The following is a 24,325-nucleotide window of genomic DNA, read 5'->3' as shown; positions in this document are numbered from 1 at the left end:
ATCTTCGAGAATAGTCCGAAAGTAAAGGCCCACCAGAGTCGGTGCCGAGATTCAGCCACGGGAGTCAGCAATGGAACAGTCCGCGATCCAGCCCGGAGGATCCCCCCGATCGGCGCTCGCGCCAGCGGTACTCACGGCAGTCTCTGCAGTCGCGGCGCTTGCCTTCGCGGCTCTGGGCAGCGGTGCGTTCGGCGGCACCCCCGTGCAGGACGCCGCCGGCGGGTATCTCTCGAGCAGTGCGACGCCCGTTTCGCCCGCCACCCAGGCTTTCTCGATCTGGAGCGTGGTCTACGCCGGCCTTCTGGGCTACGCAGTCTGGCAGTTCCTCCCTGCGGGCCGCGCGAGCAGGCGTCAGCGCACGGTCCGGCCGTGGGCGGCGGCGTCCATGCTGCTCAACGCGGCGTGGCTGTGGGCTGCGCAGATCCCCTCCCCCGCCATCTCACTACCGGCCACGTTCGCCGTGATGCTCGTGCTGTTGGCGGTCCTGTGCCGCCTGTTCGCCCTGCACCTCGGCACGCCGGCGGGGTCACGCGCTGAGCAGTTCCTCTCAGACGGCACTTTCGGCCTCTACCTCGGCTGGATCTGCGTCGCGACCGTCGCGAACGCCGCGGCCCTGATTGGATTCGTCCTCGGGCTGCGGCCTGGGGACCCCGCCCCGGGGCTCCCGGCGGGTCTTCCGTCAGAGGCCGCCGGCATCATCGTGCTCGCCGTCGTCGCGGGCCTCGGAGTCGCCATCGCGCGCACACGGCGCTGGGCACCTCTGGCCGCCATCGCGTGGGGTCTCGTCTGGATCGCAGTCGCCCGCTGGGGCGGGCCCCTCGCGATGCCCACGGTGGGGACCGCCGCGGCCGTCGCCGCCGTCATTGTGCTTGGAGCGGGGGCGGCGTTCCGGTTCCGGCCGGGCCGGCGGGTCCCGGCTCGCAAGACCCCGAGGGAGGCACCCGCGTGAGCGGCCTCATCGCTGTCACGGGGGCCACGGGCTACATCGGCGGACGCCTCGTGCCCCGCCTCCTAGCCGCCGGGAACCGCGTACGGGTCCTGACTCGGGACTCCTCCAAGCTCCGGGACGTGCCGTGGGGGGAAGACGTCGAGGTTGTCACTGGCAGCCTCGACGACACTGCTGCCGCCGCCGCATTGTGCCAGGGCGCCGACGTCGTCTACTACCTTGTGCATTCGATGGGGGCGCACGCCGGGGAGGACTTCCCCGCCCGCGAGCGCGCGTGCGCCGAGACGCTTGGGCATGCGGCCCACGACGCCGGCGTGCGGCGCATCGTCTACCTCAGCGGGCTCAACCCGGGCAGCGGTCTCAGCCGCCACCTCGGCTCCCGCGCGGAGGTAGGGCGCATTCTCGGGCAGTCGGGGGTTCCGACGGCTATCCTCCAGGCAGGCCTCGTGATCGGCTCGGGGTCGGCAAGCTTCGAGATGGTCCGGCACCTGACCGATATCCTTCCCGTCATGCCGGCGCCACGCTGGGTGCTCAACCGGGTCCAGCCAATCGCTGTGCGCGATGCCCTGCACTACCTCGAGGCCGCCGCTGATCTCCCGCAGCATGTGAGCCGTGCGTTCGACATCGGTGGCCCGGACGTCCTCACCTATGCGGACATGATGCGCGGCTATGCACGGGCCGCGGGCCTGCGGGCGCCGCTCATCATCGCGCTCCCGGTGCTCACGCCGTGGCTCGCGGCCCAGTGGGTCAACCTCGTCACGCCGATCCCCCGCTCCCTGGCGGTGCCGCTCGTCGAGTCGCTGCAGAACGACTGCGTGGTGCGCGAGCACGATATCGACGAGCTCGTACCGCGACCCGCGGGCGGACTCACCGGCTACCGGCGAGCCGTCGAGCTCGCGCTCGGGAAGATTGCGCGCGGCGAGGTCGAGACGACGTGGGCCAGCTCGTCCCCACTCGACGCACCGAGCGATCCGTTGCCGAGTGACCCCGATTGGTCCGGCGGCACTGTCTTCACTGACCTGCGGACCGAGACGTCCACGGCCCGTCCCAGCCAGCTCTGGGACGTCGTCGAGGGGATCGGCGGCGAGAACGGCTGGTACTCGTTCCCACTCGCATGGGCCGTGCGCGGCTGGATTGACAAGCTCGCAGGCGGGGTCGGCCTGAGGCGAGGACGCCGCAATCCGCACCGCCTGCAGCTCGGTGAGGCCCTCGACTGGTGGCGCGTTGAGGCCCTCGAGCCGGGGCGGCTCCTCCGCCTGCGCGCCGAAATGCGTGTGCCCGGGCGGGCCTGGCTCGAGATGAGCGTCGAGCCGCGCCCTGAGGGAAGCGCCTATGCCCAGCGCGCGGTCTTCGTCCCGCACGGGCTCGCCGGGCGGCTCTACTGGCTCGCCGTGCTCCCGTTCCACGGCGTCATCTTCCGCGGCATGGCCTCGCGGATCACCGCCGCGGCGGAAACCGGGGCGCCGTACGCGCAGGCCGCCTACCTTCGAAAGGACCTCCCGTGACGGCTCTCCGCCGGAACCTCCGCTGGCTCTTCCCGATCGCGCTCGTGGCCGTGTGGTTCGTGCTCAGCGGCGTGGGCGGGCCCACCTTCGGCAGGCTCTCCTCCGTCTCGAGCAACGATCAGGCCACCTTCCTCCCCGCGAAGGCCGAGTCAACGGAGGTGAGGGCCTGGCAGGAGAAGTTCACGGCATCGAATGCGATCCCCGCGCTCGTCGTCGTCGAGAATGACGGCGCGCTCTCCCGGACCGACCTGGCTGCCCTTGCCCCCCTCGCAGCCAGCCTCGGTTCCGTGGAGGGCGTCGCCCCACCTGCGGCTGGCGCTGCGTCGGCCGTGATCGGGCCGATCCCGTCCCGGGACGGGCGCGCCGCCCAGTTCGTCGTGCCCATCGCGGACACCGAGCACGTGCGGACCGTGGTCGCGGGGCTGCGCGGTGCCACCCGCGACCTCCAGGCCGGTATGCGCGCGTGGGTCACCGGACCGGCCGCGCTCACGGCCGACCTCGTATCCGCGTTCGGAGGCATCGACGGGATCCTGCTCCTCGTGGCCGTCGGCGCCGTCTTCGTGATCCTCGCCCTCGTGTACCGATCGATCGTGCTGCCATTCCTCGTCCTCTTCTCCGCGGTCGCGGCCCTGTGCGGTGCGGTCCTCGCGATCTACTGGCTCGCGCGGGCCGGATGGATCACACTCAACGGCCAGAGCCAAGGCATCCTGTCGATCCTCGTGATCGGCGCCGCGACCGACTACGCGCTGCTGCTTGTGGCCCGCTATCGCGAGGCCCTACACGCCGTGGAGTCGCGGTGGGCGGCGATGCGCCGTGCGTGGCGGGCCGCGTTCGAGCCGATCCTCGCCTCGGGTGCGACCGTGATCCTGGCCCTGCTGTGCCTGCTGTTCTCCGACCTGAACTCGAACCGGAGCCTCGGGCCGATCGCCGCCATGGGCATTGCGTTCTCGCTCCTCTCGGCACTCACGTTCCTGCCGGCCCTGCTCGTGCTGTTCGGCCGGGCCGCATTCTGGCCGCTCCGGCCCGCGTTCGACGGCGGGGGCTCGCCAGCGAGGCATGCCAAGGCTCCGGCCGGGGTGCGGGGACTGGCTGGCGCTGGGGCCGGCTCCAGGTCCGGCACCCCGGCCGGTCTCGAGGGCGTACGCGGGCTGTGGCTCCGCGTCGGGTCCCTCGTAGCGCGGCGCCCGCGGGCCACGTGGGCCGCGGCGCTCATCCTTCTCGCACTCGGGGTGGCCGGGCTGCCGCAGCTCAAGGCCAACGGGGTCGAGCAGACGCAGCTCGTACTCACGGCGACGGACTCCACTGCCGGCCAAGAGGTGCTCGCTCGACACTTCGACGCCGGCTCGGGCAGCCCCGTGGTCGTCATCGCGCGTCAGGACCGCGCCGACGCCGTCCTGCAGATGGTCCGGAACACACCCGGCATCAGCTCCGCCGCGGTGTACACAGGGGCGCCGGCCCAACCCTCCACTGCGGGGAGCCCCGTCCCTGGCAGGTCGGCCGCCCAGGCTGGGAGCGCCGCCGTGCGCGACGGGATGGTGCTCATCAACGGCGTACTCGCTCACCAGCCTGACTCGGCCGAGGCGCAAGGCGTAGTCCGCACCCTCCGGACGACGCTCGACTCCGCGGATCCGGAGGCCCTTGTGGGCGGGGTCACCGCGATCGCGCTCGACACGAACGACACCGCTCAGGCCGACCTGCTCAGGATCATCCCGCTCGTGCTCGGAGTGATCCTCGTGGTCCTGCTCCTGCTCCTGCGCTCGATCGTCGCGCCATTGCTGCTCGTGGGCAGCGTCGTAGTGTCCTATGCCGCAGCGCTCGGGGTTTCGGCGTTCGTGTTCAACCATCTGTTCGGGTTCCCCGGCGCGGACGCGGCGGTGCCGCTGTTCGGGTTCGTGTTCCTGGTGGCCCTCGGGGTGGACTACAACATCTTCCTCATGACGCGTGTGCGGGAGGAGTCCCTCGCGCACGGGACCCGGCCGGGGATCCTGCGCGGGCTCGCCCTGACCGGCGGCGTCATCACGTCCGCTGGCGTGGTGCTCGCCGCGACGTTCGCAGCTCTCGGCGTCATCCCGATCCTGTTCCTCGCCCAGATCGCGTTCATCGTCGCGTTCGGTGTGCTGCTGGACACCGTGGTGGTGCGGTCCCTGCTTGTTCCGGCGCTCGCCTACGACGTCGCAGGAGCCCTCTGGTGGCCATCCCGCCTCGGGCGGCGCTCGGCCACGGAGGGCGGTTCGCGTGACCCGTCGCCCGCGCCGGCCGAGAGCGTCTCCTGAGCACGCACTGACGAGAAGGTCAGGCCAGCCGCCCTCCTACTCCTCCGTCTGCTTCGCCCAGAGGTTGACCCCCGCCTCGACGGCGTCGCGGTCGATGAGGTTGAGCTCCTCCGCGGTGAGAGGCGGGCCCGCGAGCGCGTCGAGGTTCGTGTCGAGCTGCTCGACCGAGGAGGCTCCGATGACCGCGGACGTGACGCGAGGATCGCGGAGCGCCCACTGGAGGGCGAGCTGGGCGAGCTTCTGCCCGCGCGCCTCAGCGATCTCGTTGAGCCGCCGAACGTGCGCGAGGGTGCGCTCGTCGAGGTGGTCGGACTTGATTGTGGATCCGGACCGCGCCGCCCGCGAGTCCTCCGGGATCCCGTTGAGGTAGCGGTCCGTCAGCACGCCCTGCGCGAGCGCCGTGAAGACGATGCACCCCATCCCCTGCGCATCGAGTTCGTCGAGCAGGTCTGCCTCGATCCACCGGTTGAGCATCGAGTAGGACGGCTGGTGGATGAGCAGCGGCGTCCCGAGGTCGCGGGCGATCTCGGCCGCCTCGCGCGTCTTCGCCGCGGAGTAGGACGAGATCCCCACGTACAGCGCACGCCCCGAGCGGACGGCCGTGTCGAGGGCCATCATCGTCTCCTCGACCGGAGTATCCGGATCGAAACGGTGGCTGTAGAAGATGTCCACGTAGTCGAGGCCGAGCCGCCTGAGCGACTGGTCGAGGCTCGCGAGCACATATTTCCGCGACCCGCCACCCTGGCCGTACGGACCGGGCCACATGTCCCAGCCGGCCTTGGTCGAGATGATGAGCTCGTCGCGGTACGCCGCGAAGTCCTCGCGCAGGTAGCGGCCCATGTTCTCCTCGGCCCGGCCATACGGGGGGCCGTAGTTGTTGGCGAGGTCGAAATGGGTCACGCCGCGGTCGAACGCCCGCTGCAGGATGGCGCGCTGGGTCACCTCTGACCGGTCGGTTCCGAAGTTCTGCCAGAGGCCCAAGGACAGCGCGGGGAGCTTGAGCCCGCTCCTGCCCGTGAAGCGGTACTCCATCCGGTCGTAACGGTCATCTGCGGCGGTGTAAGACATGGGAATCCCTTCGCTCGTAGTGCTCGGTCCAGCCTAGACGCGGAGTCTCCGTGTCATCCCGCATCGGCGAGCGCGATCCCCGTTTCCTCGGCCAAGGCCTGCAGCAGCTGCTCCTGGAAGGCCTCGTCGTGGACCGCGGGATGAGGATCGCGCCTGCTCTGGTGGTACCAGTACCCGCCGGTGGTCTGCGCTTCCGGGTCGTCGCTCGTCGCGAGCCACTCCTGGGTGCGGTGGCCGAGCTCCAGGTCGTCCGGGGCGTGGGGGCCGCCCATCTTCGTGGGCACCCACCCGGGGTCGACGGCGTTGCTCAGCACCGCCGGACGCAGGCGCGCCACCGCGGCCGCGAGCGCAGTCAGGAAGAGCTTGCTGTCCGAGTACGACCCAGCCCTCGTGCCGCGCCAGTCGACCCCAGCGAGCGAAGGGTGCCCGCCGAAATGCGAGCCGCTGCTGAGGTAGACGAGGCGACGCGGTGCCGGCAGCAGGGCCGTGAGCAGGTAGGGGGCGACGACGTTCACCGGCATCACGGCCCTCCCGCTCCACACCCCCGCGTTGTGGATCACCGCGTCGAGCGGGGCGCCCTCGGCCAGCTGGGCCGCCAGCCCCAGCACGTCGTCGCGCTCTCCGAGGTCCGCCACGACGACGTGCGCACCGCGATCGACGAGGAGCGCCAGGCTCGCCGCCCGCCCCGAGTTCCTCGCATGCAGCACGACGTCGTGTCCCGCAGAGAGCAGCGCCTCGCCGGCGGCCCGGCCCAGTCCGTCCGCAGAGCCGGTGATCAGGATCCGGCTCACGGCCTACGCGAACGTGGCCGCGTCGATGACGAACCGGTACCGCACGTCCGAGGAGAGGACCCGCTTCCACGCCTCGTTGATGTAGGAGGCATCGATGAGCTCGGTGTCGGGGCTGACCCCGTGCTCGGCGCAGAAGTCGAGCATCTCCTGAGTCTCGCGGATGCCGCCGATCCCCGAACCGGCGAACGAGCGCCGGTTGCTGAACAGCGTGAACACCCTGAGGGGCAAAGGCTCTGCCGGGGCGCCCACGTTCACCATCGTGCCGTTGCGGCGCAGGAGCCCCAGATGGGCGCCGAGGTCGATCGGGGCCGAGACGGTGTTGACGATCAGGTCGAAGCTGCTCTTGAGCTTCTCGAACGTCTCCGGGTCGCCGGTCGCGAAGTAGTGGTCCGCGCCGAGGCGCAGGGCGTCGTCCTTCTTCGACAGGCTCCGGGAGAGCGCGGTGACCTCCGCGCCCATCGCGTGGGCGAGCTTGACCGCCATGTGGCCCAGTCCGCCGACGCCGACCACGGCAACCTTCTTCCCGGGACCGGCCTCCCAGTGGCGCAGCGGCGAGTAGGTCGTGATCCCGGCGCACAGGAGCGGCGCCGCTGTTGCGAGGTCGAGAGCCTCGGGGATGTGGAGCACGAAGTCCTCGTCCACGACCACGTGCGTCGAGTAGCCGCCCTGGGTGATGGTGCCGTCCGCATCGACACTGCCGTAGGTCCCGGTGTTGCCGTTGAGGCAGTACTGCTCCTCGCCGGCGAGGCAGTTCTCGCACTCGCGGCAGGAGTTGACCATGCAGCCGACGCCGACCCGGTCGCCGACGGCGTGCCGGCTCACGTCCGCGCCGACCTCGGCGACGATCCCCGCGATCTCGTGCCCGACGACGAGCGGGTGCTTGATCGGGCCCCACTCCCCGCGGACGGTGTGGATGTCGGAATGGCAGATCCCGGAGTACTTGATCTCGATCAGCACGTCCTTCGGGCCCAGATCACGCCGGGTGATGGTCACCGGCTCCAGGGGAGCATCGGAGGACGAGGCTGCGTAGGCGTTGACAGTCAGCAAAAGGGTTTCTCCTTGGGTGGTGTGTCGTGCACTGCGTCGTCGAGCCTACGGCGGGCGCTCGGGCTCTGGGAGTCCCTGTCAGTACACCCCTCGGCCGGGCTCGCCGGCCAACCGGCGTGCGGTCTCGATCATCGCGGCGTGGACGAAGGCCTGCGGGAAGTTCCCGCGCAGCTGCCGCTGCTCGACGTCGTACTCCTCGGTGAACATCCCCGGACTCCCGCAGGCCGCGCGGTTGCGCTCGAACCAGCGGGCGGCCTCGACGGCGTCACCGCTCTCGTGGAGCGTCATGGCCAGATCGAACCCGCACAGGAGGAAAGCGCCCTCGGATCGGCCGAGGGGCCGCTCGTCCTGCCGGAAGCGGTAGAGATACCCGTCCCGTGCAAGGTCCCCGCGGATCGCGGCGAGCGTGGCCACTGAGCGGGGATCCTGCGGAGTGAGCGCGCCGCGCAGCACGGGCCGCAGGAGCGCCGCGTCGACCCTCTCGTCGTCCGGGGAGCGCTGCCATCGCCCGCTCGGGTGGAGGCAGTCCTTGGCCACGTCCGCGATGAGCTGATCGGCGCGTGAGGTCCAGGCGGCCCCTTGGTGGGCCGGAGCGTAGCGGCCGAGGGACCGCAGCCCGGCGGCGCAGATGAGCCGCGAGTGCGCCCAGTGCTCCGGCGGGAGTTCCCAGATGCCCGCGTCAGGCTCGCCGTGCCGCTCGGCAATGGCCTCGACCGCGATCTCCGCAGCCCTCCAGTGCTCGAGGTCGAGCCGGTCGTGCTCGGCCGCGGCGGCGAACAGCAGGAGGGCCTCGCCGAACGCGTCGAGCTGGAACTGCCCGTTGACCCAGTTGCCCGCGGTACCCGATCCTCCCGGATACCCCGGCAGGCCGACGTCGTGCTCGTCGGGGACCCGCCCGCCGTCGACCGTGTAGGCGGGACGCATCTTCGGCCCGTCGTCGAGGAGCCTCGCCGCGACGAAGCCGACCGCGTCGTCCAAGAGCGGGAACTCGCCGCATGAGGCCACGGCGAGGCCCGCGAAGCACTGGTCCCGTATCCACGCGTAGCGGTAGTCGTAGTTCCGGTTCTGCTCCGCCCGCTCCGGCAGGCCCATCGTCGCGGCGGCAACCATGGCACCCCCGGCACCGGTGAGCCCGCGGAGGACGGCGTAGGACTGCCGCGCGTCGTCGGGCGCGATCGTGTCCGCGAACCGCGGAACGTCGCGGTCCCAGGCATGCTCGGTCGCGAGCCAGGCCTCGTCAGGCTGGACGGGGTCGGGGAGCCCGATATCGGAGACTTCGAGGACAAGGTCGTGGTGGTGGCCCTCCGGAAGCCGGAGGTTGAACTCGAGCGCACCGCCTGCCGTCTCGGGGTCGCGTGCGCCGGTGAGCCTGATCCTCACGGGGCCGCTGCGCGCCGTCCAGCGCCCGCCGTCGTCCTCGTGGAGGCTCGTCATGCGGTGGCGTCCGAAGCCCGCCCGGACGTCGACGACGACACGCACCTCCGCCGGCCCGTCGACCGCCCTGACCCTTCGCAGGAGGACGGCCCGGTGCGGATCGCCGGGGTGGGCCAGCGCCTCCCGGCACTCGATGGTGCCGCTGCCCGTGATCCACCGGCTGACCCAGATGAGTGTTCCGTCCTCATACTGGCCGCCCCACACGAACCTGGGATCGGCGGGCGTCACGGCGAAACAGCCCGGTCCTCCCAGGAGGGACGAGAAGACCGCGTCGTCGTGCCATGCGGGCGCGCACATCCACACGATGTCCCCACGGGGTCCCAGAAGGGCCCCGCGCCGTCCATCGGCGAGCACGGCGTACTCGCGCAGGACGTACGGCGGGAAATCCTCTGCGTCGCGGGACATCATCCCTGCAGGCTAGGGCGGCCGTCCCGTCGGCGCAATGGATCGGCGATCGCATCGCCCAGTCCAATGCGCGGCCTGACGGCGGTGTTTCACGCGCGGCGTCGCGGGTACGAAACCCTTGCTGCCGAAAGCCATCAGTCCCTGCGAGAGCCAAGGAGCAGTCCACATGGGAACAGCACGTCGGGTCGTCGTCGTCACCGGGGCGAGCGGAGGAATCGGCCGAGCGTCGGCCATCGGCTTCGGGCGGGAGGGGGACGCCGTCGCCCTCCTCGCGCGGGGCGAGGATGGCCTCGCTGGGGCCGCCGCGGAGGTCGAGGCGGCAGGCGGACAGGCCCTCGCCGTCCCGGTCGACGTCGCGGACGCCGACGCCGTCGAGGCCGCGGCGGAGCGGGTGGAACGGGAGCTCGGCCCCATCGACGTCTGGGTCAATGTCGCCTTCACCTCGGTGTTCTCGCGCTTCGAGGACATCACCCCGGAGGAGTTCAAGCGCGTCACCGAGGTCAGCTACCTCGGGTTCGTCTATGGGACGATGTCCGCCCTCCGGCGCATGCGGTCCCGCAACCGGGGCACGATCGTGCAGGTCGGCTCTGCCCTCGCCTACCGTGGCATCCCGCTCCAGACGGCGTACTGCGGGGCCAAGCACGCGATCCAGGGCTTCAACGAGGCGCTCCGCACCGAGCTCCTGCATGAGAAGAGCGGCATCCGGACCACGATGGTCCAGATGCCCGCCGTGAACACCCCGCAGTTCTCGTGGGTTCTCTCGAGGCTGCCGCGTCAGGCCCAGCCCGTGCCGCCGATCTACCAGCCCGAGGTGGCGGCCCGCGCCGTCGTCCACGCGGCGGCGCACCCCGGGCGCCGGGAGTACTGGGTCGGCGGGAGCACGGCGGCGACGCTCATCGCGAACGCGGTCATGCCCGGTGTACTCGACCGCTATCTGGCCAAGACGGGCTTCTCGGCCCAGCAGACCCCGGACCCCCGCGATCCCGATCAGCCTGCCAACCTGTGGGAGCCCGCCGACCGCGCTCGGGACTTCGGAACCCGGGGAATCTTCGACGATAAGGCCTCCCCACGCAGCGCCCAGCTCTACGCCTCCCAGCACCACCGCGTGGTAGCCGGTGCGGGTGTGCTCCTCGCGGGGGCCGTGGTTGCGGCCACTGCCCTCGTCCGGAACGGCACGCGGTGAGCCCGCTCGAGCTCGTCCGTGCGGCCTACGGCGCCACCGAGCTCCTCGCGCCCGGGGCAGTCGAACGGCTGCTCCTCGGGAGCGTGCCCGATGCCCGGGCACGCACAGTGGTGAGGATCCTCGGCGCGCGGCATCTGACCCAGGCACTCGTGACCGCCCGGGCTGGCGCGGGGATGCACCGGCTCGGCGGTGCCGTCGACGCGGTCCACGCCCTCACCATGGCCGCGGTCGCGGCCCTCGACCCGAAGCGGCGACGCGCAGCCGCCGTCAATGCGGCGCTTGCGCTCGTGTTCGCGGCCGGCGAGTTCCGGTAGCCAGTTCGAATAAGGGACCCGACGCCCGCGCTCAGCGGGCTGTGCTCGCCCGCAGCACCACCCGTCCCTCGGCCGGCAGGAGGTCCGCGCCATCGGTTCCGGCGCCCAGTGCCGCCGACGCGGCGTCGTGCCCGATCTGTTCGAGGTCGAGGTGCACCGTGGTGAGCTCGGGAACGAAGTCTGCGAGCGTGTCGATGTCGTCGAAGCCCGCGATGCCGTAATCCGCGGGCACACCCAGTCCCCGTGCTCGCAGGCCCGCGACGGCACCCATGGCCATGCGGTCGTTGACGGCGAAGACGCATAGCGGATCGGCCTTCTGCCGGATGAGCGCCTCAAGCTCCTCCCCCGCCCCGAAGCCGCCGCCGCGGTTGAACGCCGCGCGCAGCACCGTGGCCTCCGCGACGCCCGCGTCACGCAGGCCGCGCTGGAATCCTTCGAGCCGGAGGTCCGAGGTCTGGAGGCCACCCGGGCCCGCCACCACGGCGAACCGCGACCAGCCGGCCCCGACCAGCGCACGGGCGAGGTCTGCGGCGAGCGGCCCGTTGGGGATCGCGAGCAGCATCGTCTCCGAGGCTCCCGCTGCGTCGGGCGAACCGGGCGCGGCGGGTGCGCCCTCGCCGTCGTGCGTCTGCGGAATCAGCGGCGAGCCGATCATGACGAGCGTGCCCCCGTTCCCCTCGTAGCGCGCGGCCGCGTGCGCGAGGGCGTCGTTGTCGTCGCCGTGCTCGGGATGGCAGGAGCGGGAGCCCGCGATGACGATCGCGTCGGCGCGCCGGGAGGCCAGGGCCTCGACGGCGACGCGCTCCTCCGCCGGGGTCTCGGTGCTGATGAGCAGGAGGGTCTTGCCCGCCTCGCGCGCCGCGGTCTGGACGCCGCGGGCGATCGAGGAGAAGTAGGGGTCGGCGATGTCATGGACCACGAGCCCTATCAGGCCCGAGCTCGAGCGGGCGAGCGACTGCGCCTGGGCGTTGGGGATGTAGCCGAGGGCGGCGGCAACCTCGCGCACCCGTTCGGCGATCTCCGCGGCGGGTGTGCGGGCGGAGCCGTTGAGCACGCGGGACGCCGTGGCCGGCGAGACTCCCGCCTGTCGTGCGACGTCGCTGAGCCTCACGGCGGCCATGGAACCTCCCAGTGGTGGACTACAGCCGATTATGGCATCCCAGCACGATGATTGGAATGCGCTTGCCAATCGGCGTGGCGCGCGCCATAGTGGATGTCGGAATGCGCTTTCCATCAACCTTTGAATGACCACCGAAGGAGGCGGCCTTGACCGCGAACCCCGAGCCGAAGACCCTGCGGATCGCCATGAACGGCATCACCGGCCGAATGGGCTACCGCCAGCACCTGCTGCGCTCCATCCTCCCGATCCGCGATGCCGGCGGCATCCTCCTCGCGGACGGCACCCGCATCCAGGTGGAGCCGATCCTCGTGGGCCGCAACGAGGCGAAGCTGCGCGAGATCGCCGAGGAGCACAAGGTCGCCGAATGGTCCACGGACCTCGACGCCCTCATCGACGACCCGAACGTGGACATCGTCTTCGACGCCTCCATGACGAGCCTGCGCGCCGAGACGCTGCGCAAGGCGATGCGCGCCGGCAAGCACGTCTTCACCGAGAAGCCCACCGCGGAGACGCTCGAGGAGGCCGTGGAGCTCGCGCGGATCGGCAGGGAGGCCGGGGTGACCGCGGGCGTGGTGCATGACAAGCTGTACCTCCCCGGCCTCGTGAAGCTGCGCCGCCTCGTCGACGAGGGCTTCTTCGGCCGCATCCTCTCGATCCGCGGCGAGTTCGGCTACTGGGTCTTCGAGGGGGACGTGCAGGCCGCGCAGCGCCCGTCGTGGAACTACCGCAAGCAGGACGGCGGCGGCATGACCACGGACATGTTCTGCCACTGGAACTACGTCCTCGAGGGGATCATCGGCAGGGTCAAGAGCGTCAACGCCCTCACCGCCACCCACATCCCGGCGCGCTGGGACGAACAGGGCCACGAGTACGAGGCCACCGCCGACGACGCCGCGTACGGCATCTTCGAGCTCGAGACCCCCGGCGGGGACCCGGTAGTGGGCCAGATCAACTCCTCGTGGGTCGTGCGCGTGTACCGCGACGAGCTCGTCGAGTTCCAGGTGGACGGCACGCACGGCTCCGCGGTCGCGGGCCTGCGCAAGTGCGTCGCCCAGCAGCGCGCCCACACCCCCAAGCCCGTGTGGAACCCGGACCTGCCCGTCACCGAGCCGTTCCGCGAGCAGTGGCTCGACGTCCCCGCGAACGGCGACCTCGACAACGGCTTCAGGCTGCAGTGGGAGGAGTTCCTGCGCGACGTCCTCGCCGGGCGCGAGCACCGCTACGGCCTGCTCTCCGCCGCGCGCGGTGTGCAGCTCGCCGAGCTCGGCCTGCGCTCCAACGACGAGCGCCGCACCGTGGACGTCCCGGAGATCGAGCTGTGAGCGCGCCCGCGCAGGCCGCGCGGCGCGCGCAGGTGACGGAGCCGCCGGGGCGTGCGCCCGCCGTCGTGCTTCCCACGCACGACGGCGGCACTCGCCTCCACGAGCTCGCCCCGGCTCGGGCGTGGGCCCGCCCCGAGGCGCCGTTTGCCGCACGGAAGGTGTACGCGGCGGCGCACGTGATCCCGGCGGCCACCGGGAACAACACTCCCGGGGCGCCGGCGGAGATCGACTGGGAGGCCACGCTCGCATTCCGGCACGAGCTGTGGTCCTACGGGCTCGGCGTCGCGGACGCCATGGACACCGCGCAGCGCGGGATGGGCCTGGACTGGGCCGCGACGCGGGAGCTCATCCGGCGTGTCGGGGCGGAGGCCGCGGCCGTTGCCGCGGCGGGCACCGTTCCGGCGGTGGCCGGGCTCTCGGTGCGCGACCTTGTGGCGTGCGGGGTCGGCACCGACCAGCTCGACGTCACGGAGGTTCCTGCCGGACCGGCCGGCGTCGAACGCGCCCTGGAGGCGTACCGGGAGCAGCTCGCCGTCGTCGAGGAGGCGGGGCCGAAGGTGATCCTCATGGCGTCACGGGCCCTCGCGAAGGCCGCTGCCGGGCCCTCGGACTACCTGCGCGTCTACCGCTCGCTGATCGAGGAGGCGCGCGAACCGGTGATCCTGCACTGGCTCGGCCCGATGTTCGATCCGGCCCTCGCCGGCTACTGGGGCTCGGACAGCGTTGCGGAGGCCACCGAGACGTTCCTCGAACTCGTGCGCGGGCTGGCCGCCAAGGTGGACGGGGTCAAGGTCTCGCTCTTGGACGCCGAGCACGAGAAGGCGCTGCGCGCGGCGCTGCCCGACGGCGTCCGGCTCTACACCGGCGACGACTTCAACTACCCCGAGCTCATCGACGGCGACGGCTCGCAGCACTCCGACGCGCTGCTGGGGATCTTCGCGGCGATCTACCCCGCGGCGTCCGCGGCCGTGCAGGCGTACGACTCCGGCGACCCCGCCGCCGCCAGGAACATCCTCGACTCGACCCGCGAGCTCGGGCTGCACATCTTCAGCGCGCCGACGTTCTACTACAAGACCGGGATCGCGTTCTTGGCCTGGCTCAACGGGCATCAGGCGGGGTTCCAGATGGTGGGCGGGCTGCAGTCCGGGCGCAGCGTGCCGCATCTGGTGAGGGTGTTCGAGCTTGCCGACGCTGCGGGGCTCCTGCTCGATCCCGACCTCGCCGCGCGGCGCATGACCGCCTTCCTCGACGCGAACGGAGTCCCCCAGTGACCAGGGGCGGCGTGGGCGGGGGCGGGGTAGCCCCCGGCGCCGAGCGGCTCTCGCTCAACACCGCCACCACCAAGAAGTGGACGCTGCGCGAGGCCGTGGACGGCTGCGTCCGGGCCGGCATCGGCGCGATCGGGCCGTGGCGGGACCGCGTCCACGAGGCAGGCGTCGCCGAGGCCGCCGCGATGATCCGGGCCGCCGGGCTCGAGGTCTCCTCGCTGTGCCGCGGCGGCTTCCTGACGGCGGCCGACGCCGAGGGGCAGGCCGCCGCCCTCGCCGACAACCGCGCCGCAGTACGCGAAGCGGCGGCGCTGGGCACGCGGGACCTCTACCTCGTGGTGGGTGGGCTCACGGGCGGGTCGAAGGACGTTGTTGCGGCGCGCCAGCGGATCGCGGACCGGCTCGCGGAGCTCGCGCCGTTCGCGCACGAGCACGGCGTCCGGCTCGTCCTCGAGCCGCTGCACCCCATGTATGCCGCGGACCGGGCGCTCGTCTCCACGCTCGGGCAGGCGCTGGACCTTGCGGAGCCGTTCGCGCCGTCCGACGTCGGCGTCGCCGTGGACACGTTCCACGTGTGGTGGGACCCGCAGCTGCGCGAGCAGATCGCGCGGGCCGGCCGTGTGGGGCGTCTGGCCTCCTACCAGGTGTGCGACTTCAACCTGCCGATCGCCGCGGATGCCCTGCTCTCCCGGGGCATGATGGGCGATGGCGTGATCGACTTCCCGACCATCACCACGTGGGTGCGGGAGGCCGGCTACACCGGGCTCATCGAAGTGGAGATCTTCAACCAGGAGATCTGGGACGGCCACAACGACGCGACGCTCGAGACCATGAAGGAGCGCTACGCCAAGCTCGTGCTGCCCTTCGCGTGACTACCTCAGCACCCGCGCCGCGCGCACGACGGCGGCACTCACCTCGTCGAGGCCCGGCGAGTCGAGCGTCCAGGACTGCCAGTAGAGCCCGAGGTCCTCGCTCCACGCCGGGTCCAGCTCGACCAGCAGCCCGTCCGGGTCCTGCTGGTCCGGCACCATGCCCCACCCGAGCCCGGCCTGCACGGCCTCGACGTACTGGACCGAGTCCGGGATGAAGTGCTGCGGTGGCGTCGCCTCGGGCGCCACCCGGGCGAGGAGCGCGAGCTGATGGGAGTCCTTGCGGTCGTACTGCATGACGGGCGCCATCGCGAGCGCCTCGGCGGTCGCCCCGCCGGGGAACCACCGCTGGACGAACGCCGCGGACGCCTTGGCGCGGTACACCATCGTTCCCAGCGGCCGCACGCTGCATCCCTGCACGGGCCGCGGGTCCGCGGTCACGGCCCCGACGGCGTCGCCGGAGCGGAGGAGGTCCGCGGTCGCGTGCTCGTCGTCGCGGAGGAGTTCGACGGCGATCCGCCCTCCCAGCGCGACCTCGCGGATCGCGGGCGGGAGCCACGTGGCGATCGAGTCGGCGTTGGCCACGATGGGGACGCGCAGCCGCTCGGCGAGGCCGCCCCCGGAACCCGGCCCGGCGGCGTCGTGCGCCTGGTCCGAGCGGAGGGCGAGGAGCGCCTCGTCGGCGAGCAGGAGCAGCTGGCGGGCGGAGCGCAGGAGCCGCTCCCCCGCCGGGGTCGGCACCACCGGCTTGAGGCGACGCACGAGCACGCTGCCCACCGAGCGCTCGAGTGCCTTGATCCGCTGGCTCACGGCGGACGGCGTGATGCGCAGGGCGTCGGCCGCCGCCTCGAACGTCTCCTGGTCCACGACGGCGGCCAGCGCCCGCAGCTGCTCCAAGTCCATGAAGATATGCTAATGTAGATTCAGAAATCGTGAGTTGATCTTCATATCCGAGGTCCGTACCGTCGAGGGATGATCCTCTCCTACCTCGCCGGCCTCGGCGCGAGCCTCGGCCTCATCATTGCGATCGGGGCCCAGAACGCCTATGTGCTCCGGCAGGGCATCAAGCGCGAGTGGATCCTGCCCGTGGTGCTCGTGTGCGCGGCCAGCGACGCGGTGCTCATCTTCTCGGGTGTCGCGGGGATCGGCGCGGCGGTGCAGAGCGCGCCCATGCTGCTTCAGGTGGTGCGGTGGGTCGGCGTGGCGTTCCTCGTGACCTACGGGTTCTTCGCGGCCAAGCGCGCCCTCCGGCCCGGCTCGCTGCGCGCGGCCGAGGGGCGCGGCAACGGGACGATGTGGGCCGCCGTCGCCACCGTCCTCGCGCTCACGTGGCTCAACCCGCACGTGTACCTCGACACGCTCGTGCTGCTCGGCTCGCTCGCGAATGCCCAGGGCGACGGGCGCTGGGCCTTCGGGTTCGGTGCCGTGACGGCGAGCGCGCTGTGGTTCCCGCTCCTCGGGTACGGCGCGCGGTCCCTGAGCGGGTTCTTCGCCCGGCCCGCCGCGTGGCGCTTCCTCGATGGGTTCGTCGCCGTGCTCATGGCGAGCCTCGCCGCGATGCTCGCCTTCGGGGGCTGACGCACGACGGCGGGTGGGCGGCTGGGGGGCTTGGGTTCAGGGGGTCGTTGCATTCGAGAGCGTGTCGAGCACCCTCACCAGACGCTCAAGCGTGTCGTCTCCCGCTCCGTGGGCATCGGCCTCGACGATCTCCAGCGTGGCCTGGGGCAGGTGTTGCGCGATCTCGTAGGCCGGCCGCAGGGGCGAGGCGATGTCGAGCCGCCCGCGCAGGAAGTACGCGGGGATGCCTCTGATGCGGTCGAGGTTTGCGGTGATGGCGTCGTCGGCCTGGAATGCGTGATGGCCGAAGTAGTGGGTCACAAGCCGAGCGAAGCCAAGGCGTGCGGAGGGCTCCTGCCATTGCTGGCTCGGAACGACCGGACCCGACAGGGTCGCGATGCGGTCCTCCCAGGCGCACCACGCCCGAGCGGCCCGATCGCGCACTCCTGCGTCAGGGGAGCGCAGCAGGACGCTCAGGGCCATCGGGATGTTGCCGCTGCGAGACTCAGGCGGGATCACGCTGAGGAGTTCGTCGAACTCCCTCGGGTAGATCTCGCCCATGACGTGGGTGAGCCAGTGGACCTCTCTGGCACGGGTCGTCACGAGCGCCCAGAGCACCAGCTCGGAGACGCGGTCGGGGTGCTGGACGGCGTAGCTGAGCCCGAGGGTGGATCCCCAGGAGGCGCCGAACAGGAGCCATCTGTCGATTCCGAAGAGGTCCCGCAGGGCCTCGATGTCCGCGATGAGATGCGCCGTCGTGTTGTTCTCGAGGGCCGCGAGGTCGTCGCGGGCATTGGGCGTGCTGCGGCCGCATCCCCGTTGGTCGAACATCACCACCCGGTAGCGGGAAGGGTCGAAGAACTGCCGCCACCACGGGCTGGCGCCCGAGCCCGGGCCGCCGTGGAGCACGAGCGCGGGTTTGCCGTCGGGGCTGCCGTAGGCCTCCCAGTAGACCCGGTGCCCGTCGCCTGTCGCCATCATCCCCGCGTCGTGCGGCTCGCCAATCGGGTAGCTCACGGTCAGCAGCCTACGTCGCGCTCTGGACCGTTCCCGGTTTGGCGGACACAGTCTGGGGAGTGGACGGGAGAGACGGCGAGCCGAACGCGAGGCGGGCTACGTCGCCTACTGCTGAGAGCACGGCACGGTGTGTCCGTGCGCGCGGGAACTAGTCGTGTGATCTTTCGAACGAGAGGCGGCCGTCATCGGTCTGTAGTGGCACGTCTAGGCCATGACGCTCGGTGGGCCACGAGCCAAGGGATTGAAAGTACTCGGTTGCCTCTGCCTCTTCGGTGAATTCGAGGAGATTGCCGACCTTGCTCGTCAGGACGTCACGTACCTCGGCGGGTGTGGCAAAGAAGAACTCCTTCCTGAGGTTGGCCTGGTTGAGTGCGCGGTCTGCGAAGTGGCGGTGGAGTTCGGCTTCGAGGGTGACGGCGTCTTCGGAGAAGTAGATGGTGTGGATGTCGAAGCGGAACGGGACGGAGGCTCCGCTGAGCTCACTGACGCGATCGGTGGGGTCAAGCCGGCGGGTCAGACCGATCTTCACCACTCCCATGCCGAAGGCCCCCCGGTTGGAGATCACGTAGACATAGCCCGCGCGGATGTTGGCCGCACGGTAGTCGTTATCGGCGATCGCCTTGTCGATGTCGGCGAGCCGCTGGATGAGATCTGGGTTGGTGGTCCCGGCGGCGTTGAGGGTCTCGAGGGTCTGCAGGAGCAGCGCGCGTTCCTTGTCGAGTCGGGCCCGTTCCTCGGCGAGCTCCCTCTCTACGCGTCTTTCCTCACGGAGCCGAGCTCGTTCTTCCCGCTCCCGCTCCTTCTCCTCCTGCTTCATCATCAGCCAGTCGGCCGTGAGCTCGATCTCCTCGATGCGGAGGGAGTGGTAGGCGTCGCTGATGCGCATCTGCATCATCGCTCCCAGGCGGGCGATCGCGGTGCGAGAGGCCTCGATCCTTCGCTTGGCAGTCAGGACGTTGCCGGCCTTCAATGTGCGGATGCTGTTGTCGGATTCGGCGTTGTAGGCACGGAGCATCAGCTTGGCCAGGTCGGCGGACATCTTCCGACCCTTGGCCAAGGAGTTGTCGAAGGTGAACATATTCGACGTCTCGATTGCGTGGCCGTCGCGGATCAGCGCTGCGGTGCGGGATTCGACGTCTTGGAGTCGTTGGAGGTACGCCGCGGCATTCTCGAGGGGGTGGTGATAGCGGTAGATGCCGACCTCTTGAAGCAACTTCTGGTCATCGAGCTGGAGGACCCCTCCAGCCCCCACCACAGCATCCTCGAGCAGCCGGCGGAGCCTGGCGTTCTCGACCTCGAGCGCTTCAAGTCTCGCCAGCGGCTGCCCGTCCTCAGGAGCGGTGGGCTTGGCAGCCTGTGGTGCTTCCAGAACGGGCTCAGGCCCGGGCTTCGGATCAGGCGTGGCAGAGGGAGCCTCGGCGGTTGCGCCCTCGGCGGCCTCTCCCTCTGGGACCCAGAGCTGCCAGCCCGGGGGCGGTGCTGGCCAGGAGCTGGGCGGCTTCCACCCCGCAGGGGGCGTCCAGCCCGCACGGGCGGGAGGCCACCCGGGAGCGGGGTTGAACCGCAGCCTGCCCGTACTCACGATCTGCGCACGCCGGCGGGATCCACCGCGACAAGCGTCGCGGGGCTCTTCGACACAGCCGCCCCGAGGTGCTGCAGCGTGGCGGAAGGGACCACGCCAGAGAGGTCGAATTCCAGAAACGTCTCCCGGGGCGAGGTCACGGCGACGAGCGGAATGAAGGTGCTGCGTCCTGTCGCGGGGTCCTTGGTCTGGGGGCCGACCTGCAGGGAGATCGCTTGGATGATCCCCTGACGGTCGGACTCGAAGATCTCGTGCAGGGACCTGATCGCGACCTGGTGCAGCGCGGAGGCGTACCGGTTTCCTGCTTCCGTCTTGGACAGCTGGGCCTCGGTGATCTCGTCGCTGGCCTTCACGTACCTGTAGGCCTTCACCGTCCGGACGCGGTTTGGTGCCGGCACGGCGACCGTGAGCATCAGCTCGGCCGTGGCGGGGTCGAACTGGGCCTCGTGCTGGACCGGGAAGTGGTCCGGGTAGAGCGAGTTCGCCAGGACGATGCCGACGTATTCCTCCACCGCGTCAGCTGCCCCGTAGCCGAGACCGGCCTCGAGATCGTCGATGGAGGCGTTGTGTTCGGCGACCTCGTTCTCACGTTCCCTGCAGTCCGCCTCATAGCGGGAGGTCTCAGCCTTGAGCTGCTTGAGCCTCTTCTGCTCGAAGGCGGCGTGTGTGGCCTTGAGCGCGGCTTCCTGTGCGGGGATCGAGTCACGGTACGCCATCCAGTCCTGCATGGCCTGCTGGTACTCGGCCTGAGCCTGCTGCTTGGCAGTCTCGAGCTTCTTCTTCCGCCCGAACAGCCCCGATGGAGGCTGGGGTTCACGCCGGATCGGTGCCGGAGGAACTTCGATGGGTCCAGGGGCAGGGTTCGGGCGTTCCAGCTCGGGGTGCGGGAACGGCGGGTGCTGCACCGACCTCTTGAGCGACTGCAGGTCAACCCAGTCGTCCGACTCCAGGGTGGCGGCCAGGATCCCGTCGATCTGCGCGTACTCGCCGGCCAGGCCCGCGTTGAGCCTCTCGACCTCAGCCTGCATGGCCTCGACGTGAGCCGCTAGGGCCTCCTTCGCGAGCCGCTTGCGCTCGGCCTCAGATGCACGCTCCGCAGCTGCAGCCGCCCGAGCAGCCGCAGCCCGCGCCCGCTCCACCCGGACCTGCGCGGCCGCTGCAGCACGCTGGGCCGCGCTCTCCCGCTGCTGGGCCAACCGCTGCTGATGCTGAATCTCTGCAAGGAACCCGCGACGCCGCGCCATTCCATCAACCCCCAAATACCGAACGGACCAAAGATCACTCTAGGACGTTGGGCTGCGGAACTGATGAAGCTGACGCGTTCCAAAGGTCGTTTCTCCACAGGGTGCAGCTCCGGGGCGCGCTGCCCGTCGCCTGCCCGCTCTGTGAGGGCCGAGAGCGGGAGGTCGAGGTCCTCGGCGGTCTTGACGTCGGCAAGGTGACCATCGGCGTTGGCCGTGCCACCCTCTTCAGTTGTCTCAAATAGAAGCCCGGCTGCGCCACGAACTCGCCGCCCCCGATCCATTTCCTCCGCATGTATGGCGCGGTGCAGCCCCCGGCGACAGCACCGGCGCTGTCAATCATCTCTGGGTTCATCCGGCCCGGCCTTTGCCAAAGCTCTCTGCTGGGAACGAGGCCGGTGGACCTCATCTGACTACGGACGGCACCTGGATCTGGCAGTGGACCTCCGGGGCAGGTCAAGCGCGCGGGCTGGCGCTGTGCGCGTGACCAGCACGGCTCCCGCGCCGGTGAACCGCCCCTCCTGGCCGTGCGGCACCTTCTTTCTTGAGTCGCTTGGGGAGGCAGATTCCGTCGAGGCACCTTTCTGAGACACCGGGGGTCCAGAGGCGGTCTGCCCCTGAGACAGGTCTGTGCGGGACCGCGCCAGCGTCTCAGAAAGCTGTAGCTTTGCAGAACAGTCGGCTGGCGCACCGCCATCGTTCATTTCATCGATCCGGGTGTACGCTCCGCCGCGATGCCTGGGACAACGGGACCGCGCCGCGCAGCGCCGAAGGTGCCATCACGGACCGGCTCACCGACAGCGTCGTGCGGTTGCGAACCAGAAGGCGAGTCTCCAAGCAATCTCTGAGGGGACTGCCTGCTGTCTGGCGACTAGGCTTCCCGCTGAACGCCGGTGGAGTTGCAGGTGAATCGAGGCTATAACATTCCGCTTTCCGCGGGACGGGCCGAACCGGTCGGCGCGATATGGGTTCGTCGTGGGTGCGGGTCATGGGATGAGCGCGATACGTGCTGAAGATCGACAGTCGTATCCGGGGTAACTGGGTACCGAGAGTGGGCGATGAGGCGACAGCGAAGCTGATAAGAGGCGTGCATGCCCCGGCTGGTCCAGTTAGCCTCGGCCGCCGTCACGGTCATCCTGTCGGTGGCGTCTATGGTCGACCCCTCGGGACTCGGTCCTGTCGGGGGCCCTCTTCGACTGTCCTTGGCCGTCCTGGCCGTCCTGGGTGTCCTGGGTGTCCTGGTGATCCTATTCGGAGTTGCGCTTCCGGGGCTGCGTGCCGTTCGTTGGAACAAGAGAGCCGCTATCGCCGCCCTTAATCATCTGCGGGCCACGGACCACCCAAACCTGTCGAGGCTCCCGTTCTCAGCGCTCAAGAGCCCCCAGGCGTTCGACTCCTATATGTCCACCGTTGCTGCTCCATAAGGGGCAGCCCCGGTGAGGCATCCCCAAACGGGCAGCCGGACCGCCACTTAGCGATCCCAGAACCACGCCATATAGCGCTGCGATCCACACCCTTGGAATCCGCATCGCCCCAAGAATCCCAGTTGTCTGTCTCAGGAACCATCGAATCCGGGACTGAACCTACCGGCGCCCATGAGTGATCTGCCGATGGGCACTCTGCCGATAGGCGGCTGGAAAGCCCCACATATGCGGGCGGTGAATCTGGTTGAGCTTCAAGAAAATGGGCGCCAGTCGGCCCAAGCCTCATAAGAGTCTCGCTTGTAGAAGACCCTGCGGATCCCTGTGAATGGCTGGACCCCCAGAACCGTTCCGGTCGCCGAGATCTCCCCAACGACGCCGCTGCAAATGGTCCTGCCATGCAGGCGCAACTCGATCGTTCGTCCGCATAGCTTGGACCAGTCATCCACACGCGTCAGCATCCTTCTCACCGCACCTTGTCTGAGTTGTCGCCCGAACGGGTCAGCCTTGGTTGCTGAAGGCGGCGTCGAAGGAGGCGGTGGCGGGGGCGAAGTCGAACTTCTTCAGGGCGGCGAGGGCCTCGGGGGCGCCGACGAGGCGGTCCATGCCGGCGTCCTCCCACTCGACGGAGATGGGCCCGTCGTAGCCGATCGCGGTCAGGGCGCGGAAGCAGTCCTCCCAGGGGACGTCGCCGCGCCCGGCGGAGACGAAGTCCCAGCCGCGGTGGGGGTCGCCCCAGGGCAGGTGGGAGGAGAGGATGCCGGCGCGGCCGTTGCCCATGCGCATGCGGGTGTCCTTGCAGTCCACGTGGTAGATGCGCTCGGCGAAGTCGGTGATGAACGCGACCGGATCGAGTCCCTGCCACATCATGTGGGAGGGGTCCCAGTTCAGGCCGAAGGCCTCGCGGTGGCCGATGGCCTCGAGCGCGCGCTGGGTGGACCAATAGTCGTAGGCGATCTCGGAGGGGTGGACCTCGTGGGCGAACCGGACCCCGCATTCGTCGAAGACGTCCAGGATGGGGTTCCAGCGGTCGGCGAAGTCCTGGTAGCCGGCGTCGATGACGGTGGCGGGGACGGGCGGGAACATGGCCACGTACTGCCAGATGCCCGACCCGGTGAACCCGACGACGGTCTTGACCCCGAGGGCCTTGGCCAGGCGTGCGGTGTCCTTGAGCTCCTCGGCGGCGCGGCGCCGCACGCCCTCGGGGTCGCCGTCGCCCCAGACGGCGGAGCCCACGATCGCCTGGTGGCGGAAGTCGATCGGGTCGTCGCAGACGGCCTGGCCCTTGAGGTGGTTCGAGATCGCGAACAGCGCCAGGCCGTGCCTGTCGAGGATGCCGAGGCGTTCGGCGATGTAGGCGGGCTCGTCCCAGCGGGCGGCATCGAGGTGCTCGCCGGAGACGGCGATCTCGAGGCCGTCGTAGCCCCAGCCGGCCGCGAGCTCGGCGACCTCCTCGAGCTTGAGGTCGGCCCACTGGCCGGTGAACAGGGTGAACGGACGGGGCATGTGATCTCTCCTAGGTCGGGGCTTCAGCCCACGCGGGTGATCGGTGTGACGGTGAACGGCTTGGCGAGCAGGCGTGCAGAAAGGGCAACGAATTCCTGGACGTGGGCCTGCTCGTTGTGGCGTTCGAGGTCGGTCTGGCTGTCCCAGCCCTCGATGAGGATGAACCGCCCATCGACGGCGTACACGCTGTACTCGATGGAGCCTTGGTCCTGGCGGCTCTCCTGCTGGAGCTCGCGGAGGGCGGCGCTGAGTTCCGCGGCACAGTCGGGTCTGGGCGTGAAGACGGGCAGGAGCCATACTTCACGGATCTGCTGTGCCTGCTGCTCTGCTGTAGGTGTGGAACCGGTGGTCATGTTCTCTCCTGAAGGGATGGGGCGGGGGGGGGGGGGGGGGGCCCCCCCCCCCCCCCCCCCCGGGGCCCCCGGCCCCCCCCCCCCCCCCACCGGCCGGCCGCCC

General features: G+C 70.3%; 20 protein-coding genes. 9 read left to right on the top strand and 11 right to left on the bottom strand.

Features of this window, described 5'->3' with window-relative positions; all coding sequences use genetic code 11:
• Positions 1–70 precede the first annotated feature (70 nt).
• The 3 genes from RBS60_RS13670 to RBS60_RS13660 are packed head-to-tail and all read left to right on the top strand — an operon-like array spanning position 71 to position 4,724.
• The gene (locus tag RBS60_RS13670) at positions 71–949 is read left to right on the top strand and encodes a tryptophan-rich sensory protein (protein WP_307958122.1); all 879 of its coding nucleotides are present in this window, start codon (positions 71–73) and stop codon (positions 947–949) included.
• Positions 946–2,451 carry an SDR family oxidoreductase gene (locus RBS60_RS13665; protein WP_307958121.1) on the top strand — a complete coding sequence of 502 codons (1,506 nt, stop codon included), beginning with the start codon at positions 946–948 and terminating at the stop codon, positions 2,449–2,451. The genes RBS60_RS13670 and RBS60_RS13665 overlap by 4 nt, the downstream gene beginning before the upstream one ends.
• Entirely contained in the window at positions 2,448–4,724 is a 2,277-nt protein-coding gene (locus RBS60_RS13660) for an MMPL family transporter (RefSeq protein ID WP_307958120.1), read from the top strand. The genes RBS60_RS13665 and RBS60_RS13660 overlap by 4 nt, the downstream gene beginning before the upstream one ends.
• 36 nt (positions 4,725–4,760) lie before the next feature.
• On the opposite strand, the gene mgrA is transcribed toward RBS60_RS13660, so the two are convergent.
• The 4 genes from mgrA to RBS60_RS13640 all read right to left on the bottom strand — a co-directional run bounded on the left by mgrA (position 4,761) and on the right by RBS60_RS13640 (position 9,472).
• A complete protein-coding gene (mgrA, locus tag RBS60_RS13655) occupies positions 4,761–5,792 on the bottom strand; it encodes an L-glyceraldehyde 3-phosphate reductase (RefSeq protein ID WP_307958119.1) in 1,032 nt (343 codons plus the stop codon).
• A 53-nt stretch (positions 5,793–5,845) separates the two neighbouring features.
• A complete protein-coding gene (locus tag RBS60_RS13650) occupies positions 5,846–6,583 on the bottom strand; it encodes an SDR family NAD(P)-dependent oxidoreductase (protein ID WP_307958118.1) in 738 nt (245 codons plus the stop codon).
• 3 nt (positions 6,584–6,586) lie between these two features.
• The gene (locus tag RBS60_RS13645) at positions 6,587–7,630 is read right to left on the bottom strand and encodes an NAD(P)-dependent alcohol dehydrogenase (RefSeq protein ID WP_307958117.1); all 1,044 of its coding nucleotides are present in this window, start codon (positions 7,628–7,630) and stop codon (positions 6,587–6,589) included.
• Between the two features lie 78 nt (positions 7,631–7,708).
• Positions 7,709–9,472, bottom strand: coding sequence for a glycoside hydrolase family 15 protein (locus RBS60_RS13640; protein ID WP_307958116.1), 1,764 nt, complete (start codon positions 9,470–9,472; stop codon positions 7,709–7,711).
• A gap of 163 nt (positions 9,473–9,635) precedes the next feature.
• On the opposite strand from RBS60_RS13640, the gene RBS60_RS13635 reads away from it, so the two are divergent.
• Together RBS60_RS13635 and RBS60_RS13630 are read left to right on the top strand one after the other, a co-directional pair.
• Positions 9,636–10,652, top strand: coding sequence for an SDR family oxidoreductase (locus RBS60_RS13635; RefSeq protein ID WP_307958115.1), 1,017 nt, complete (start codon positions 9,636–9,638; stop codon positions 10,650–10,652).
• A complete protein-coding gene (locus RBS60_RS13630; protein ID WP_307958114.1) occupies positions 10,649–10,966 on the top strand; it encodes a hypothetical protein in 318 nt (105 codons plus the stop codon). Before RBS60_RS13635 ends, RBS60_RS13630 begins: the two co-directional genes overlap by 4 nt.
• A 31-nt stretch (positions 10,967–10,997) precedes the next feature.
• On the opposite strand, the gene RBS60_RS13625 is transcribed toward RBS60_RS13630, so the two are convergent.
• Positions 10,998–12,086, bottom strand: a complete 1,089-nt coding sequence (locus RBS60_RS13625) for a LacI family DNA-binding transcriptional regulator (RefSeq protein WP_307958113.1) — start codon at positions 12,084–12,086, stop codon at positions 10,998–11,000.
• 185 nt (positions 12,087–12,271) lie between these two features.
• Between RBS60_RS13625 and RBS60_RS13620 the strand changes: the two genes are divergently transcribed.
• Genes RBS60_RS13620 through RBS60_RS13610 form a run of 3 tightly spaced genes read left to right on the top strand, consistent with a single transcriptional unit; the run spans position 12,272 to position 15,548 of the window.
• Positions 12,272–13,408, top strand: coding sequence for a Gfo/Idh/MocA family oxidoreductase (locus RBS60_RS13620; RefSeq protein WP_307958233.1), 1,137 nt, complete (start codon positions 12,272–12,274; stop codon positions 13,406–13,408).
• Positions 13,409–13,440: 32 nt separating this feature from the next.
• Positions 13,441–14,679, top strand: a complete 1,239-nt coding sequence (locus RBS60_RS13615; RefSeq protein WP_307958232.1) for a dihydrodipicolinate synthase family protein — start codon at positions 13,441–13,443, stop codon at positions 14,677–14,679.
• On the top strand, positions 14,676–15,548 hold the full coding sequence (locus RBS60_RS13610; protein WP_307958112.1) for a sugar phosphate isomerase/epimerase family protein: 873 nt from the start codon (positions 14,676–14,678) through the stop codon (positions 15,546–15,548). Before RBS60_RS13615 ends, RBS60_RS13610 begins: the two co-directional genes overlap by 4 nt.
• On the opposite strand, the gene RBS60_RS13605 is transcribed toward RBS60_RS13610, so the two are convergent.
• Positions 15,549–16,448: a LysR family transcriptional regulator ArgP gene (locus RBS60_RS13605; protein ID WP_307958111.1), complete on the bottom strand. Its 900-nt coding sequence runs from the start codon at positions 16,446–16,448 to the stop codon at positions 15,549–15,551.
• Between the two features lie 69 nt (positions 16,449–16,517).
• Here RBS60_RS13605 and RBS60_RS13600 point away from each other — a divergent pair, with 69 nt between their 5' ends.
• A complete protein-coding gene (locus RBS60_RS13600) occupies positions 16,518–17,123 on the top strand; it encodes a LysE/ArgO family amino acid transporter (RefSeq protein ID WP_307958110.1) in 606 nt (201 codons plus the stop codon).
• 36 nt (positions 17,124–17,159) lie between these two features.
• Here RBS60_RS13600 and pip read toward each other — a convergent pair whose 3' ends face one another.
• The 5 genes from pip to RBS60_RS13575 all read right to left on the bottom strand — a co-directional run bounded on the left by pip (position 17,160) and on the right by RBS60_RS13575 (position 24,222).
• Positions 17,160–18,119 carry a prolyl aminopeptidase gene (gene pip / locus RBS60_RS13595; protein WP_307958109.1) on the bottom strand — a complete coding sequence of 320 codons (960 nt, stop codon included), beginning with the start codon at positions 18,117–18,119 and terminating at the stop codon, positions 17,160–17,162.
• Positions 18,120–18,267: 148 nt separating this feature from the next.
• Positions 18,268–19,701: a DUF4041 domain-containing protein gene (locus tag RBS60_RS13590; protein WP_307958108.1), complete on the bottom strand. Its 1,434-nt coding sequence runs from the start codon at positions 19,699–19,701 to the stop codon at positions 18,268–18,270.
• Entirely contained in the window at positions 19,698–20,897 is a 1,200-nt protein-coding gene (locus tag RBS60_RS13585; protein WP_307958107.1) for a hypothetical protein, read from the bottom strand. Before RBS60_RS13585 ends, RBS60_RS13590 begins: the two co-directional genes overlap by 4 nt.
• Positions 20,898–22,864: 1,967 nt before the next feature.
• The gene (locus RBS60_RS13580; protein ID WP_307958106.1) at positions 22,865–23,869 is read right to left on the bottom strand and encodes a sugar phosphate isomerase/epimerase family protein; all 1,005 of its coding nucleotides are present in this window, start codon (positions 23,867–23,869) and stop codon (positions 22,865–22,867) included.
• A 23-nt stretch (positions 23,870–23,892) separates the two neighbouring features.
• Positions 23,893–24,222, bottom strand: a complete 330-nt coding sequence (locus tag RBS60_RS13575; protein ID WP_307958105.1) for an antibiotic biosynthesis monooxygenase — start codon at positions 24,220–24,222, stop codon at positions 23,893–23,895.
• Between the last annotated feature and the right edge of the window lie 103 nt (positions 24,223–24,325).

It is taken from the genome of Sinomonas sp. ASV486, from assembly GCF_030908215.1.
Classification (GTDB): Bacteria; Actinomycetota; Actinomycetes; order Actinomycetales; family Micrococcaceae; genus Sinomonas; species Sinomonas puerhi.
The sequence above is the reverse complement of the archived record's forward strand: the minus strand, read 5'-3'. Positions and strand labels throughout refer to the sequence as shown.

Coding starts and splice junctions, on each gene's coding strand:
- RBS60_RS13575 (WP_307958105.1), bottom strand. CDS start 24,222: ATGACCACCGGTTCCACACCTACAGCAGAGCAGCAGGCACAGCAGATC.
- RBS60_RS13625 (WP_307958113.1), bottom strand. CDS start 12,086: ATGGCCGCCGTGAGGCTCAGCGACGTCGCACGACAGGCGGGAGTCTCG.
- RBS60_RS13640 (WP_307958116.1), bottom strand. CDS start 9,472: ATGATGTCCCGCGACGCAGAGGATTTCCCGCCGTACGTCCTGCGCGAG.
- RBS60_RS13620 (WP_307958233.1), top strand. CDS start 12,272: ATGAACGGCATCACCGGCCGAATGGGCTACCGCCAGCACCTGCTGCGC.
- RBS60_RS13635 (WP_307958115.1), top strand. CDS start 9,636: ATGGGAACAGCACGTCGGGTCGTCGTCGTCACCGGGGCGAGCGGAGGA.
- RBS60_RS13580 (WP_307958106.1), bottom strand. CDS start 23,869: ATGCCCCGTCCGTTCACCCTGTTCACCGGCCAGTGGGCCGACCTCAAG.
- mgrA (WP_307958119.1), bottom strand. CDS start 5,792: ATGTCTTACACCGCCGCAGATGACCGTTACGACCGGATGGAGTACCGC.
- RBS60_RS13600 (WP_307958110.1), top strand. CDS start 16,518: ATGATCCTCTCCTACCTCGCCGGCCTCGGCGCGAGCCTCGGCCTCATC.
- RBS60_RS13605 (WP_307958111.1), bottom strand. CDS start 16,448: ATGGACTTGGAGCAGCTGCGGGCGCTGGCCGCCGTCGTGGACCAGGAG.
- RBS60_RS13670 (WP_307958122.1), top strand. CDS start 71: ATGGAACAGTCCGCGATCCAGCCCGGAGGATCCCCCCGATCGGCGCTC.